Source organism: Vibrio sp. LQ2 (assembly GCF_023920125.1).
GTDB classification, from domain to species: domain Bacteria; phylum Pseudomonadota; class Gammaproteobacteria; order Enterobacterales; family Vibrionaceae; genus Vibrio; species Vibrio fluvialis.
This window is the reverse complement of the sequence record NZ_CP085308.1, coordinates 359,206-374,061: the sequence shown is the minus strand read 5'-3', so window position 1 is coordinate 374,061 and position 14,856 is coordinate 359,206. Positions and strand designations below refer to the sequence as shown.

11 protein-coding genes are annotated in these 14,856 nt (G+C 54.7%); 3 read left to right on the top strand and 8 right to left on the bottom strand.

From position 1 onward, the window contains the following. Window positions 1-227 precede the first annotated feature (227 nt). Both LGV68_RS01895 and LGV68_RS01890 read left to right on the top strand, forming a co-directional pair. On the top strand, window positions 228-1,664 hold the full coding sequence (locus LGV68_RS01895; RefSeq protein ID WP_165879854.1) for a 6-phospho-beta-glucosidase: 1,437 nt from the start codon (window positions 228-230) through the stop codon (window positions 1,662-1,664). 108 nt (window positions 1,665-1,772) lie between these two features. Beyond that, window positions 1,773-2,777 (top strand): LacI family DNA-binding transcriptional regulator, encoded by a 1,005-nt coding sequence (locus LGV68_RS01890; protein WP_203344302.1) that lies wholly within the window; start codon window positions 1,773-1,775, stop codon window positions 2,775-2,777. A 52-nt stretch (window positions 2,778-2,829) separates the two neighbouring features. Here LGV68_RS01890 and LGV68_RS01885 read toward each other — a convergent pair whose 3' ends face one another. The 8 genes from LGV68_RS01885 to fepB all read right to left on the bottom strand — a co-directional run bounded on the left by LGV68_RS01885 (window position 2,830) and on the right by fepB (window position 13,123). Then, a complete protein-coding gene (locus tag LGV68_RS01885; RefSeq protein WP_252536134.1) occupies window positions 2,830-3,555 on the bottom strand; it encodes a 4'-phosphopantetheinyl transferase superfamily protein in 726 nt (241 codons plus the stop codon). Continuing rightward, a complete protein-coding gene (locus LGV68_RS01880) occupies window positions 3,548-4,354 on the bottom strand; it encodes an ABC transporter ATP-binding protein (RefSeq protein WP_020330076.1) in 807 nt (268 codons plus the stop codon). Before LGV68_RS01880 ends, LGV68_RS01885 begins: the two co-directional genes overlap by 8 nt. A 27-nt stretch (window positions 4,355-4,381) precedes the next feature. Continuing rightward, a complete protein-coding gene (locus LGV68_RS01875; protein WP_252536129.1) occupies window positions 4,382-7,306 on the bottom strand; it encodes a condensation domain-containing protein in 2,925 nt (974 codons plus the stop codon). After that, on the bottom strand, window positions 7,299-7,577 hold the full coding sequence (locus LGV68_RS01870) for a phosphopantetheine-binding protein (RefSeq protein WP_020428887.1): 279 nt from the start codon (window positions 7,575-7,577) through the stop codon (window positions 7,299-7,301). Before LGV68_RS01870 ends, LGV68_RS01875 begins: the two co-directional genes overlap by 8 nt. 111 nt (window positions 7,578-7,688) lie before the next feature. Further along, window positions 7,689-9,761: a TonB-dependent receptor gene (locus tag LGV68_RS01865; protein WP_252536127.1), complete on the bottom strand. Its 2,073-nt coding sequence runs from the start codon at window positions 9,759-9,761 to the stop codon at window positions 7,689-7,691. A gap of 319 nt (window positions 9,762-10,080) precedes the next feature. Continuing rightward, entirely contained in the window at window positions 10,081-11,124 is a 1,044-nt protein-coding gene (locus LGV68_RS01860) for an iron chelate uptake ABC transporter family permease subunit (protein ID WP_252536126.1), read from the bottom strand. Next, a complete protein-coding gene (locus tag LGV68_RS01855; RefSeq protein WP_252536124.1) occupies window positions 11,121-12,134 on the bottom strand; it encodes an iron ABC transporter permease in 1,014 nt (337 codons plus the stop codon). Before LGV68_RS01855 ends, LGV68_RS01860 begins: the two co-directional genes overlap by 4 nt. Window positions 12,135-12,154: 20 nt before the next feature. Continuing rightward, window positions 12,155-13,123: a Fe2+-enterobactin ABC transporter substrate-binding protein gene (gene fepB, locus LGV68_RS01850; RefSeq protein ID WP_252536123.1), complete on the bottom strand. Its 969-nt coding sequence runs from the start codon at window positions 13,121-13,123 to the stop codon at window positions 12,155-12,157. A 290-nt stretch (window positions 13,124-13,413) separates the two neighbouring features. Here fepB and LGV68_RS01845 point away from each other — a divergent pair, with 290 nt between their 5' ends. Next, entirely contained in the window at window positions 13,414-14,718 is a 1,305-nt protein-coding gene (locus tag LGV68_RS01845; protein WP_252536121.1) for an NtaA/DmoA family FMN-dependent monooxygenase, read from the top strand. The last annotated feature ends 138 nt before the right edge of the window (window positions 14,719-14,856 follow it).

Sequence of the window (14,856 nt, the reverse complement as noted above, 5' to 3'; positions counted from 1 at the left end):
GCTCCATTGCCCTCACGTTCAAACCACCTTCATCTCTCACAAACCTCCAATGTTCATTGGAATTTGAAACCGGTTACAGAAACCGGTTCCATTTTAAAATTTACTGATCTAGAATGCGCTTAAATTGACTATGATTGATTCAGATTTGTTCATAGTTGGGGTCGGTGGATTCGCTGGCGCGACAACCTCATCAACACCAATAGAACACGGCACAAAGGGGTAACGAAATGTCACAACAAGGTTTTCCAAACGATTTTCTGTGGGGCGGCGCTGTCGCAGCGCATCAGGTTGAAGGCGGCTGGAACAAAGGCGGGAAAGGCGTCAGCGTCGTTGACGTGCTGACCAAAGGCGCACACGAAGTACCACGCGTGATCACCGACACCGTGGAAGCAGATCAGTTTTATCCTAACCATGAAGCGGTGGATTTCTACGGTCACTACAAAGGCGATGTGGCGCTGTTTGCAGAAATGGGCTTTAAGTGCTTTCGTACCTCGATTGCCTGGACACGTATCTTCCCGAACGGCGATGAAGAAACCCCTAATGAAGCGGGCCTGCAATTCTACGATGACCTGTTCGATGAACTGCTGAAATACGGCATCGAGCCGGTGATCACCCTGTCGCACTTTGAAATGCCAAACCATTTGGTCAAGCAATACGGCAGTTGGCAAAACCGTCAGGTGATGGATTTCTTCGTCAAATTCAGCCAAACCGTAATGCAGCGTTACCAGCACAAAGTGAAGTACTGGATTACCTTCAATGAGATCAACAATCAGCGTAACTGGAAACTGCCGATTTGGGGATATTGTAATTCGGGCATGATCTACGCCGATCATGAACATCCGGAACAAGTAATGTACCAAGTGCTGCATCACCAATTTCTGGCCAGCGCCAAAGTGGTCAAACTGGGCCATGAGATCAACCCGGACTTTAAGATCGGCAGCATGATCCACATGATGCCGCTCTACCCGGCGACCTGCCGTCCGGAAGACATGCTGTTGGCGCAAGAGTTGATGCGCGAGAAATACCTGTTCAGCGACGTTCAAGTGCGCGGTTACTACCCAAGCTACCTGCTGAAAGAGTGGCAACGCAAAGGCATTCAGGTGGAGATGCAAGACGGCGATGATCAGATTCTGCGTGACGGCTGCGCTGATTATCTGGCCATCAGTTACTACATGACTAACATCGTTTCCGCGCAAAAAGATGAGGAAGGAGAAACCACCTCACTGTTTGAAGGCAGCCGTTTGAACCCGTACCTACCGGCGTCAGACTGGGGTTGGCAGATTGACCCGGATGGCCTGCGCTTTGCGTTGTCTGAGCTGTACGAGCGTTACCAAAAACCGATCTTCATCGTCGAAAATGGCCTTGGCGCCGTCGATCAGGTGGAGTCCGATGGCACCATCAACGATGACTACCGCATCAACTACCTGAGCGCGCACATTCAGGCGGTGAAACAAGCGATCAGTTACGATGGTGTCGAGGTGATGGGTTACACTCCTTGGGGCTGTATCGACTGCGTCTCGTTCACCACCGGCGAATACAAAAAACGTTACGGATTCATTTATGTCAACCGCCATGATGATGGCAGCGGTGACATGGCGCGTTCGAAGAAGAAGAGTTTTTTCTGGTATCAGAACGTGATCGCGACTAACGGCGAAAGCCTGTAACCCGGCTGGCCAGCAGATAACTGTTTCAATCTGCTGGTGAAGTTCGCTAAACTCGCCATCCGGCCAGGGAATTTTGCTCTCGCCGGATGGTTTAATTAAGGAGCAGCGATGGCCACAATCAATGATGTATGTAAAGCCGCAGGTGTATCGAAAGCGACAGTGTCACGTGTTTTGAACGGCAGCGGACAGGTGAAAGAAGCCACCCGTCAGGTCGTGATGAAGGCGATGAGCGATCTGGGCTATCAGCCCAATGCGCTGGCACAAGCGCTGGCCACCAATACTTCTCACTCCATTGGTCTCATCCTGCCACAATTTCAAAGCAGCTATTTCGGCAGCGTGCTGCATCACGCCGAACAAGGCGCGCAGCAGGCGGGCAAAAAGCTGTTGGTGGTCAACAGCAAAGATACCGCAGACGGTGAACGAGAAGCCGTCGCGACGCTGACCAACCAACGCTGCGACGCCATCATGCTCTACAGCCGTCATCTGTCACAGGATGACCTCGACCAGCTGCAACACTCCATTGCCGTCCCTTTAGTGGTGATCAACCGTCAACTCTCTATCGATTCTGTTCCCAGTTTTGGCCTTGACCAGTGCCAGTTGGCGACCATTGCCATGCAGCATCTGCTGGATTTGGGCCATCAACGCATCGCATGTATCACCTCGCCACTGCAAAGTGAAACGGGCCGATTACGTTTTGGCGTCTATCAGGATATGCTCACTCGACATCACATTGAATGTCAAAACGAATGGGTAGCAGAAGGCAACAATACGCTGGAGCGCGGTTATCAGGCAGCGCAAGAATTGCTGGCGCATGGCTGCACGTTTAGCGCCATTTTTGCTTGTAATGATGACATGGCGATTGGTGCGATTCGGGCGCTGCACGATGCGGGCCTGTCGGTGCCACACGATGTGTCGGTAATTGGGATTGATAATGAACCAGCCGCCGCTTATGCCATTCCGAGCCTGTCGACCGTCTCTCTGCCGATCACCAAACTGACTCAGGACTCGGTAGCACTGACGATTGCTCTCGCCAACAAACAGCAACAGGCCCCGCAGCATCAGACCTACTGCGGCGAATTGGTGAGACGCGAATCAACCCGCGCGGTAAAGTGAGTGAGTTAAGAATAAATCGAAGCGAGCGCCCTGCTCGCTTCTTTGTTTTCACTCAGGATGACGCGTGGCATTGCGCCAGCGTGATGACGCGCTGTTCATCCCAGAGATAATGCACCTCAAACACCCATGCGCCGCCAGCCAGTTCCGCAGCGCGCTGCACCAATTGCAACGTCAATCGCCCATTCGCTTCATCCCATGTCAGCAAACACGAATCGTGAAAATCAAGGTATTGCCCCACGCGAGGATACAACGCTTTGAATAAGCTCTCTTTGGCCGAAAACAGCGTGGTGACGCGCTGCGCGGCATTGAGAGATACTCGGGCCAAAATGGCCGCTTCCTGCGCCGTCGCAATCGTGCTTTGAATGGCGGGCAGTGAACGGTTATCAATCCGGCTTTCCACATCCACGCCAAGCAGCAACGCGTCAACGTCACTGTCGACCCGCTGCGCTACCGCCAGCGCGAGGTTTTCGTTGTGTGAAATCGAGCCCACCACACCTTGCAGCCACCGCGGCGCGCGATGTTTGCCCACTACCAGCATCTGCGGCGGAACGCCAACCGCTTGCAGCGCGTCACACGCGGCAACGCGGCCCGCGATAAATTCCGCTTGACGCTTGGCGACCGCGCGCTGTAAATCCTCCGGCAGCGTTAACCCATACGGCATGCGCTCATGCGATGCCGACGGGGGCGCGACATAACGCGCCACCTCAAACTGACGCAAATGCAACGTATACCCGCCCAACTCACATTGCATCGGCGCGCTGAGAAAAGACTCATTCATGCCGTTTGCGACCGCGTGGAATCACCAACGGCGTGTGGCTGACCGGATCTTCAATGATCACGCTTTCCAGGCCAAACACGTCACGCACCAAGTCAGCGCTGATCAGTTCGCTCGGATTGCCTTCCGCGATGATTTTGCCATGTGCCATCGCAATCATGTGGTCGGCATAACGACACGCCTGATTGAGATCGTGCAGCACCGCGATCAGCGTGTGGCCGCTGTTGCGGTTGAGATCGCGAAACAGTTCCAGCAGCTCAATCTGATGAGCGATGTCGAGATACGTCGTCGGCTCATCGAGCAGCAGCAGCGGTGTTTGCTGCGCGAGCACCATGGCAATCCACACCCGCTGACGTTGACCGCCCGAAAGTTCATCCACTTGGCGTTCGGCCAGCGCGTCAATGCCCGTCACCTGCATGGCCGCGCGCACCGCGCGTTCATCGCCCAGACTCCATTGGCGAAACAATTCCTGATGCGGATAACGCCCGCGCGCCACCAAATCGACCACACGAATGCCATCGGGCGCCGTGGCGCTTTGTGGCAACAGTCCTAACTGGCGCGCCAGCGCTTTGGTCGGCAGCCCATGAATGTCGTGCCCATCGAGGCAGACCTGCCCTGCTTTGGGCTTGAGCAAGCGGCACAGCGTGCGCAGTAAGGTCGATTTCCCGCAACCATTAGGACCGACAATGACGGTAAACTTGCCATCAGGAATGCGTACATCAATGCCATCAAACACGGTGTGCCCTTCGTAGCCTAATCGCAGGTTACTGCCCGTCAGGCGCGCTTCAACTTCGGTGTTCATGCGTGTTCCTTTGTCATCCATTCACTGTTAAGCATTGACCAGTTCGCACAGTAAGGTTTGTTCAGCGTTTGGCTCGGCAAAACGTGCCAACATGCGTTGCGTGGTTTCGGTCAGGGTTTTCACCTGCGCATCGCCATATTGATCGCTGCGATAACTCATCAATACGCGCACTCGGTCTTCACCGCCAACACGCTCTTCCATCACTTCAAATTGCAGCCCAAGCGCCGACTCGCTTTTCTCCGGGTCGACCTGCTCAAAACGCACCGCCTGCTGCGCGCTCACCAGTTCGCCGTGCAGTTTGTTTTTGGCATGCAGTTGAATCATCACCTCAAACAGATGATGTTTGTCGGTTCGCTCGCCAAGCAACGCATCTTCAACCCAATCAATCGGTACATCGGAATAATCCAACGATTCGTTGATGGTGTTTTTCACCTGTGCGATGAGCTCTGCCACCGACTCGGCGCTATCAAAATGCACCACATGCATCGCCAGCGTGGTGAAATAGCCCACGGTATCGAAGAATTCCGCATCCAGACGCCCGGAGGCCGGCGTGCCGACAATCAGTTGACTTGGCGCGCCCAGTTTTTTCAGCGCCAGCGAAATCGCCGCATACACCACGTTAAACAGCGACGCGCCCTGCTGACGTGCGAGCTGATTGAGTCCCAATGCCACGTTGGTATCGAGTTTAAATTCCACCCAGCCGCCGGCATCGGACGGCTCGGCATTCGGCTGATTTTGCAACTCTGGCAGCAGCGGCGCATTCAGCAGCACACCGTCAAACTGCTTCAGCCAGTAGGCTAAATGCGACTCATCAAAGCCCCGCTCATGTTGGCGAGCGGCGTATTCACTAAACGGCAGCGGCTGCGCACGCCACTGCGGCGTGGATCCTGATGCACGTGCCTGATACGCCTCACGCAAATCATCCATCAGCACGTTCACCGACCACTCATCCAACACCACGTGATGGAACAGGAACGACAGATATTGCAGCGCCGAGTTTGGATCGCGCACAAAGCGCAGCCTGACGGGCAGCTCACGACTCAAATCAAAGACATGGGATGCTTCCTGATTCAGCGCGGTTTGTCGCTCGACGTTGCCGGTGTCTTCCGAGCGCCAGAACCAGCGATACTGGCTGAGTTCAGCTTCCGGCACCACGTGTTGCTCAACGGTGTCGCCCTCGGTCACAAAGCGAGTCCGCAGCACCGAATGACGGCGCATCACATCTTCAAACGCCAGACCAAACAGCGTTTCATCCACTGGGTCTAAAAAGCGCAGCGCAAACGGAATGTTAAACAGTTCGTTGTAACCAAAGGCCGCGTACGCTTTCCACAACGATGCCTGCGCAAACGACAGCGGCGCGTGATGGCGCATCGGTTGCACCTCATTTTGCGCTTGAACAGGAAGCGAGTGGCTGTGCGAAATCGCGTGTTCTGCCAATCCCCACGCCGTCGGCTGGCTGAACAGATCGTTAATGTGCACTTCGACCTGATGCTCGGTTTTAAGTTGACCAATCACGCGCGTGGCGATCAGCGAGTGGCCACCGAAATCAAAGAAATCATCATGAATCGAGAAGTTGGCTCTGTTGAGTGCAGCGCCAAATGCTTCGGCGATCAACGCCGCAATGCGTTCACGTTCGCCGCGCTGCGGAGTGAGCTCATTCACCACCGATTCCGTTGGTGTCGTCGTTACGGCAATATTGATGTCATGGCCGAGCGAAGCGGTAAACTGCTCCAGCAGCCAACCGGCGATATAAGGCGAGAGACGCTCGCCGGTGGTCAATTCCAGCAGCAGCTTGTTGTCGCAGCTGATTCCCAGTGCCAGTACCAGGTCAAAATCACAATGCAGCGGCGCCAGACGTACGGTTTCCGTCTGTACTTTTCCCAAGCGCAGATGCACGGCCGGATCGACGCTCCAGGTAACCAAGATCGCCAAGTCATCGGGGTTAGCGAGACCGCAAGCGTTCGATTCACCGGCTCGCCATTGGTTTTCGACGTTATCGAACAATGTCTTCCGAGGTTGATTGGCGGTATCGAGCGTGAGACGCAATAAGCCACTTTGCACTACGCTGCCGTTGAGTTCATGATGGCGCTGAACCACCTGTTTGGGCGCAAACACCGTTTGCTGCGTTTTACCACTCAGGCGAGCGATGAAGCGGGCGAACTCGGTGACGGCCGCGCACAGCATCACGCCGTGATCAAGACTTGCCTGCGCCCCTTTATGTTCGGTCAGTTGCGTTAACGCATGCACCGGCAGCGATACACGCACTTTTTCTGCGCGACGCTGGGTGGTTTTGATTCGTTCGCTGCCCAACCATTCGATGCTGCTGCGCGCTGAACTCTCTCCGGCTGCGAGCCATAAGTAGGCCGAATTTAAAGGTTGCTCGCGCGAATAGAGCGGATGCGCCAACGGCAACTCAGTTTGATGTGACTGCGTCCAAGCCTCGGCATTGAGTTCGCCCTGATAAAAACTGCTCAGTGAGTTAAGCAGCGTCTGCCAGTTGATGTTGTGCGCGAGAATACGGTGGTGGCGAGCTGCCAGAATCAGTTCATCGCCAAGCAGTAAGCGAAATTGCATCGGCGGTTCGAAGGCTAAATCGATGCGTTCGTTTTGCCAGTTAAGCAAATGCTGCACCGCTTCGGTTCGGTCAGCGACCTGCACCAACTCCACTCGCTGACCGGGCGACGTAGAGAACAACTTGATCAGGTCAAACTCATCATTGAGCTGGTAGCGCACATTCAGGTCTGGCAGTGATTGCAACATCGACTCCAGCGCTTCAAGCAACAGAGAAAGATGCACGTCGCCACTCAAACGAAACGCACTCAGCCATTGATGCGAACTGTCGCCACACTGCTCATGGTGCAGCCACACCTGCTGCTCAAATTCACTGAGCTGGTGCGGCTGTGCGGCGCTGTCTGCCGAGCGCTGAGGCGCAAAAGAATGGTATTCACTCATGATTCGTTCCTTGTGACTGAGAGTGGTCATCGGTTGGGGATTTAAGGGCGCGCTGAACCAGCGCAATCCACTCATTTAATGTCGGTCGAGATGCCAGAGGAAGATAGCCGATATAGCTGCCGCACTCGGCGCTGAAACGTTCGCTCAGGCGCAGGATCAGCAGTGAATGCAGGCCCATTTCGTAGAGGTTGGTGTCAAAATTGAAGGCATGAGAAGGCAGCGCGAGCGCTTGGGTCACTTCGTTGATCACCAGTTGTTTTGCATCGACCATTGTTGAGCTCCGTGGGTGTTAGCAAAGATTCTCTGGTCCGCGGTTGCCAACTACGGTTTCACTCGCCAGAGGGTGAAAATAGCGGTGCCCGCTACCGGGCACCGGGGGACATCAGAAGTCCAGTTGTAGAGAAACACCCACCAGACGTGGTTGCTGGGTCACAGCGGTATACACATCGTTGTCGGTGATCATGGTTGGTTGCGTAGAGTTGAACAGGTTGGTCGCAAACAGCGTTGCACGGCCCATGCTGAAGTTGTAAGCCAGCTGCACGTTGGTGATCCAATCTGCATCGATCTTACCCATCTCATCGTTGTCGTAGTACGAGTAGTAGGTATCGGTGTAGTTAACCGTCGTACTGAACACGAAATCGTTGAAGAAGGTGTAATCCGCACCAAAGTTCATGCTGTAAGACGGCGCACGTGGCAGTTCATTGCCTTCGTATTCACTATCGCTGAACTTGTTGATCTTGGTTTTCAGCAAGCCCACCGCTGCCGACAGTTCCAGATCCGAGATTGGCAACCAGCGTGAGCTGAATTCGGCACCGTAAGTCTGGGCTTTCTCGGCGTTGATGATTTTGGTGGTACGCGCACTGATGTAGAACGGCAGTTGCAGATCATCGTAATCGTTGTAGAAGAAGTTCGATGTCAGCTCGACTTTGCCATCCAGCAGGCGGTGGCGCGTGTACATCTCGTAACTCCACACATACTCTTCATCGTAGGTATATGCTGTGTAAGGGGTATCAAAGGTCATACCCGCGCCGCCCGCGTTGTAGCCTTTGGCGACCATAACACCGACCGTGTGGTCACGATTCAGCTTCCACGCCACATCCGCTTTTGGCAGGAACACGTTGTAGGTTTCGTCAAAATCGACTTCCACCGTTGAACTGCCGCCCTTACGGGTGCGGTGTTCGCTTTCCAGGCGTCCGGCGAGCGTCAAATCAACCGCTGGCAATACCGCGTAAGTGACTTCCGCAAATGCTGAACCGGTTTCGGTTTTGTCGTCAAACGTGCTGCCGCCAAACAGGTAAACATATTCGTCTTGCGAGGAGTGGTAGTAACGCAAGCCCGCTAAACCGCGCCACTGCTCATCGTTAGTGGCAAAGTGCAACACTGGTTCAACATGGAATTCCGCACCATCAATATTGGCGTAAGGCAACGTGGTGGCCGTGCGGCGGTTGATGGTGAAATCGGTGTAGGCAATTTGGTTTTCAAAGCGCAAATTGCCTGCCGTTTGATATTCAAAATCCCAGATACCGCTGGTATTTTTAGTTTCGAATACCGGGCGACGTTCGTCATAACGCGCACTTTGATGTTCAGCAGACGGGATCAACGCTTCGTTTTGCGGCGCCTTGCTGTCGAAATGGTTCAGCGTCAACTTGGTAGACAGTCCAGGAATGGCGGAAGGTTCATACAGCAACTTACCGCGTGCAGTGATGGTTTCGACGTCACGCGGGTCGCCAACCGGATCGTACGATGGCATATCAACGAAGCTTTCACGAGTTTGGCGGTCAATCGACAGACGGAACGCGAGTTCATTGTCGATGATCGGGCCAGACACTACAGCCGCGGTTTGAGAGTAGCCCTGCTCACCATACGAGCCGCGTACTGAACTTTCCCATTGATAGGTTGGATCTTTCGATTGCAACACCACGGCACCCGCCATGGCGTTTCGGCCTTGAATATAACTTTGCGGGCCGCGATACACTTCGACCTGTTGCAAGTCCCACAACGATTGCGGGCCAAACGCCAGTTCATTGTAAGTCAGCGAGCGGCCATCGAGTGACACGTTCAAACGTGGACGCGTACCGTTGAGGAAAGCGTTCGCGCCGCGCGCCGCGCCAGAACCGTCAATACCGCGAATCGCCGGCACATCGTTGCCGACACCCACATCGACAATGTTTGGTGTGTTTTGCAGCAGGTCGGTCACATCGGTCGCATTGGGCATCGAGTCGATTTTGCTTTCATCATACACTTCGACGCTGGCACTGGTTTCCTGCATCGAACGCGCCACTTTCTCACCATACACAGTGATGGTGGAAACCGCTGAAGGCTGGGTCGCGTTGGTGTCTTCAGCCAGCGCCAAAGGGGCGTGGCACAGGCTCATGATCATGCCCGACAAAATGCAAACCTTTGTATTGAGAGTTGTAGACGGTTTGTTTTGTCGGACAAGGTGTGATGCTGTCATTTTTTTCTCCTTTCGTCAGCATAAACGTCACACACTCACGTCGTGTTTGCAGATCAGGTTTAAGCCCACTGCGAGGAGAAAAAGCCTGCAAGTCAGCGACGTGGATTGTTCTGTTTGACTACATTCCAAACCAAACAGGGAGCCTACTTTAGAACTGAGAAAATCAAATGTAAAGGATTCTCATTTACATTTGATAATAATTTTCATTATTTTGTTACTTATCACCTAATCAAGAAGAATAGCTCTATAAATAATTTAATTATCAATAATATAGTTTAATTGCGTTAACCTCTGTGAATGAACGTCACGCAACAAATCATCACAGTTTTGGTGAACGTGTGAGCAGCCAGATCAGGTACAAACCACCGACAATACCGGTCATGCGACCAATCGGCAGTGTCAGATTGAGCGGTTGCAGTTGCGTGATGAGATCCGCCACCACCATCAGCAGCGCGCCCATCACCGCCGAGCCATACACCGGCAGTTGCGAGGTGCGTAACAAACGGCTGATCAACTGCGGCGCGGCCAAGGCGATAAATGCAATCGGCCCTGCTGACCCCGTCGCAATCGCCGCCAAAATCACCGCCGCCAACAACATCACCAAGCGCACCCGCTCAACACGAATGCCCAACTGCGTCGCCAGATCGTCGCCCATTTCCATCAGGGAAAGCTGCCTTGCCAGCAGCATGATCAACGGCACCAACACGATGACACCGACCATGACCGGAATGGCGTGCGACCACGTACGCGCATGCAGCGATCCCGCCAGCCAGAGATTGGCGGTAACTGCGTTGTCGATGTTGCCTTTGACCAACATCAACCCATTGAGCGCACTGAGCACCGCACCAATACCGATCCCGGTCAGGATCAAGCGATAACCACCGACCACGCCAGCTTTGCGCGACAGAAAATACACCATCAAAGCGGTGACAATCCCACCGAGGATCGCCGCCAATGCCACCTGCACCGGCCCTTGCTCAAACAGCACAATCTGCGCAATCGCACCGGTCGCTGCGCCAGTGGTAAAACCAATCACATCTGGCGACCCCAACGCATTGCGCGATACCGATTGGAAAATGCCGCCTGAAACGCCGAGCGCCGCCCCCACAAATACTGCGGTGACAATGCGCGGCAGACGAATATTCCAAACGATCCGCTCCTGCACCGCACTGCCCTGCCCACTGAGTACTTGCCATAAGTCCGGCATCGAGATAGTGTAGCGACCAATCGTGAGTGCGTAGGCAGCAAGGCCTATTACCAACACCGTCAGCAGCAATAACCACCCCATCGACACCGCCGAATAGCGCAGCGACCAGCCGCCACGACGCCAGACTTGATACATCGGTTGAGAACAACGATTCATAACTGCGCGATCTTCCATTTTCGAACCAACACCACAAAGAATGGCCCACCAATCAGCGCCACCATAATGCCCACACTGATTTCATCCGGATAACCGATCACACGGCCAAGTATATCCGCCACCACGGTGAGTAACGCCGCGATCAGCATTGAATATGGCAACAACCAACGGTGATCCGGGCCAACCAGAAAACGCGCCAGATGCGGCGCCGTTAACCCCACAAAACTGAGCGGCCCAGCGGCCGAAGTCGCCGCGCCTGAAAGCACCACAATCACACTGGAAGCCAGAATCCACACTCGCTGCGGATTGGCACCCAGCGCTTCCCCCAAATCTTGTCCCAACGAAACAGTATTCAGCGCTTGGCGCAGCGCCATGGACAGCGCCAGTCCGAACACCACCAACAGAGTGACCGGCCACAGCACATCGTATCCGCGGCCTTGCAATGACCCGACCGCCCAGTGACGAAACTGGTTAAACACCTCTTGGTCACTGTTGACGGTGATGATGTGCGTGAGTGCGAGTAGCACCACCGATAGCGCCGAACCAGCGAGCACCACGCGCACCGGATTGATGCCACGGCGCAGCCCCGCCAGCAGATACACCGCGCCACCAGCGATGGTGGCACCAATCAAACCAAACCACATGTAACCAAACACATCGGTGATGCCAAATAGCGCAATCGCACTGACGATCGCCACCGTCGCACCCGCGTTTACCCCAAGAATGCCCGGGTCCGCCAATGGGTTACGCGTCAGTGCCTGCATCATCGCCCCCGCCACACCCAGCGCGCCGCCCACGACCACCGCCAGTAGCGTGCGGGGCACGCGCAAATAGTGCACGAGCAGATGCTCGCTCTGGGTCGGGTCAAAGGCGGTGAGCGCTTGCCAAGTCACCGCAGGCGCCACAAAACGCGTGCCGATAAACACACTCAAAGAGGCGCAGCCAAGCAACGCCAACAGCAGCCCCACAATGCCCCATATTTTGGCTCGATCGTGGCGGCGAAGGTTCATTCGATCAGCAGCACAAGAGATCATGGTGCAACGGGCGCTGCAAAGCGCGCGCGAATGCCGTCCACAATTTCGTGCGCGCTGAAATAATCAATGCGAAACGAATTCGCCCCCAAACCATACACCTGACCGGTTTTTACCGATGGCAAATTGGCGAGCACCGGATCATTTAAAAACTGCGGCACTTTGGCATCGGTGGCGTTAAATAAGAATGTGGTCGGCGCGGTCAATTCGGTCAGATGTTCGTAGTGAGCGCGGACAAAATCGTTGAGTCGGCTCGGCCCAGTTTGCCAAGCGGGATTGGGACCTTCGATATCAAAACCGAGTGATTTCAGCAACATGCCGTGTGAACCGTGTGGCGTGGCGATGGGGTTGGTGACCCCAGGGCCGTTATAGCTGATGATGTTCGCCTGCCCTTTCGGCAGCGTCAGTGCCGCGCGAGTTTGCGCGATATAATCATCAAATTGAGCAATTTTAGTGGCCACTTTCTGCTCAATTCCCACCACTTCGCCAATTTTCTCTGCGAGTTGTTGCCAGTTTTGGCCGCCGTAATCAAGCACCACCGTCGGTGCGATTTGGCGCAGCTCATTCAACTGACCGAGCGCAGAATCCGCACCGCCCAGCGACACGATGATCAAATCCGGTTCAAACGCATACGCCATTTCCAGATCCACACTGCCCGCCGGCCAGAGACGTTCAACTCCGCGCTGCTCGGCAACCGAGCACCACTGCGCAAAGTAGTCACCACTGGTCGTGGTGGCACTGGCAATCACCGGCGCATCGACCGCCAGTAGAGTGCCGGTGATGGACACGGAGGTAGAAAGAATACGTTTCGCGGGCGCGTTCAACGAGGTGGAGGAACCGTCAGCATTAAGGAACGTGCGCGGCCAACCTTGCGCCTGTACGGCGCTACTGACGAGGAGCGTGAACAAAAATAATTTTCTAATGATATTTATTATCATTGTGATTCTCATTACATTAATAGACTTCAATATCGCGTAAAAAGACGTTTATACCTGAAATTTATGGGAATTTTCACAGAGCGAGGTGATGGCTCTGACTAAGGGAATCTTTCACACGAGACCGACATGCGAGTGCGCAATCCGGTTCCGACACACATGAGTGAGCCCTCATGCTACACACAAGTTCCCCATAAGTTCAAGAAGTGAGCGTGAAAAACGCCACGCATGATCCGCAGCATCACACTGAGTGGTGCTGGATTGAGTAATCTGGCCCCAGCGCGATCCATTCGCAACAACAGCCCAATTTAGAAGGACCCGTGATGAGTTCCCCCCAACCTTTGTGCATTGGCATGGCCTTGGCCATCAGTTGGCTCACCAAGAACGGCTGGCGCCGCGACGACAGCGGTGTCGAACGCATGTATGACACCGATGTGTATGTCGAGCTGGCCCAGCGCGCCGAACGCGCCAAACTGGATTTCCTGTTTCGCCCCGACACCCTGTTTCTCGCGACACACGCTGTCGCCACCGAACCCGGCTTTAGCAGCTTAGATCCGATGGTGCTACTGGCCACATTGGCACGTGAAACCACCCACATCGGTTTGGTTTCAACTGCGTCCACTACCTTCAATCCACCTTATGTGGTGGCGCGTCAGTTACAATCGCTCAACTGGGTGACCCAAGGACGTGCCGGGTGGAACATCGTCACTGCGATTGACGGCCAGCAGAACTTTGGCCAGCAGACCATGCTGCCGTCCGAAGCGCGCTACCAGAAAGCGCGCGAGTTTACCGACGTGGTACTTCAGCTGTGGAACAGCTACCCCAGCAGCGCCATCAAAGCCGATAAACAAAGTGGCCAGTACGCGGACATTGACCAGATTCAGCCCATTGCCCATCACGGTGACTACTTCGACGTACAAGGGCCGCTCAATGTGCCCAAGCGCCCCGGCGGCGACATACCGCTATTTCAAGCCGGCGCGTCTGAATCCGGACGCCAATTTGCCGCCAGTATCGCCGATGCGATTTTTGCCGCCACGCCCGATATCGATGCTGGCGTTGAGCTGCGCAATGATCTGCGTCGCCGCGCGTTGGCACACGGTCGCCCTGCCCATGCGGTGAAAGTGTTGCCGGGGTTGTCACTCTATCTGGCCCACACGCGGGAAGAAGCGCAGGCGCTGCACCGCGAAACGCACGCCAATATCGATAACAAGCGCAAGTTTGCTTACGTCAAAGAAGCGCTCGGCCTTGACCTCAGCCAGTTCGCCCCTGAGCAGCGCATCACGGCCGATATGCTGCCCCACCCAGAGTATCAAGTACGCAGCCAAACCCATTCAAACTTATTGCGTCGTTTGATTGAGCGCGAATCGCCCACCGTGGCCACGCTGATCGAGCGCCCGGAAGTGATTGGGTCTGCCCACTGGATTGTGATTGGCACGGTTGATGATGCGTTTAACGCCATCGTAGAACGCGTGAACGCGGGCGCGGCGGATGGTTTTATTGCCGTTCCGGGCGGCTCATGGCAATCGGTCGATCTGTTCTTTGATGAACTGATACCAAGATTATCGCAAGCCGGACTGTTTCGTTCCGACTACCAAGGGCGCACACTGCGCGATCACTTAGGGCTGTGATTGGGTCAAATTTTGACATTGATGCAAATGATAATAATTGCCATTATCAAATTTAACGCTAAACTTATTTGCGTGAGTGGCTGTTCTTTCTCCTCCCTAGAATCCCGAAGGAACAGGCGCTCACGCAAACTCCTCTTG

Coding starts and splice junctions, on each gene's coding strand:
- LGV68_RS01895 (WP_165879854.1), top strand. CDS start 228: ATGTCACAACAAGGTTTTCCAAACGATTTTCTGTGGGGCGGCGCTGTC.
- LGV68_RS01890 (WP_203344302.1), top strand. CDS start 1,773: ATGGCCACAATCAATGATGTATGTAAAGCCGCAGGTGTATCGAAAGCG.
- LGV68_RS01885 (WP_252536134.1), bottom strand. CDS start 3,555: ATGAATGAGTCTTTTCTCAGCGCGCCGATGCAATGTGAGTTGGGCGGG.
- LGV68_RS01880 (WP_020330076.1), bottom strand. CDS start 4,354: ATGAACACCGAAGTTGAAGCGCGCCTGACGGGCAGTAACCTGCGATTA.
- LGV68_RS01875 (WP_252536129.1), bottom strand. CDS start 7,306: ATGAGTGAATACCATTCTTTTGCGCCTCAGCGCTCGGCAGACAGCGCC.
- LGV68_RS01870 (WP_020428887.1), bottom strand. CDS start 7,577: ATGGTCGATGCAAAACAACTGGTGATCAACGAAGTGACCCAAGCGCTC.
- LGV68_RS01865 (WP_252536127.1), bottom strand. CDS start 9,761: ATGACAGCATCACACCTTGTCCGACAAAACAAACCGTCTACAACTCTC.
- LGV68_RS01860 (WP_252536126.1), bottom strand. CDS start 11,124: ATGAATCGTTGTTCTCAACCGATGTATCAAGTCTGGCGTCGTGGCGGC.
- LGV68_RS01855 (WP_252536124.1), bottom strand. CDS start 12,134: ATGAACCTTCGCCGCCACGATCGAGCCAAAATATGGGGCATTGTGGGG.
- LGV68_RS01845 (WP_252536121.1), top strand. CDS start 13,414: ATGAGTTCCCCCCAACCTTTGTGCATTGGCATGGCCTTGGCCATCAGT.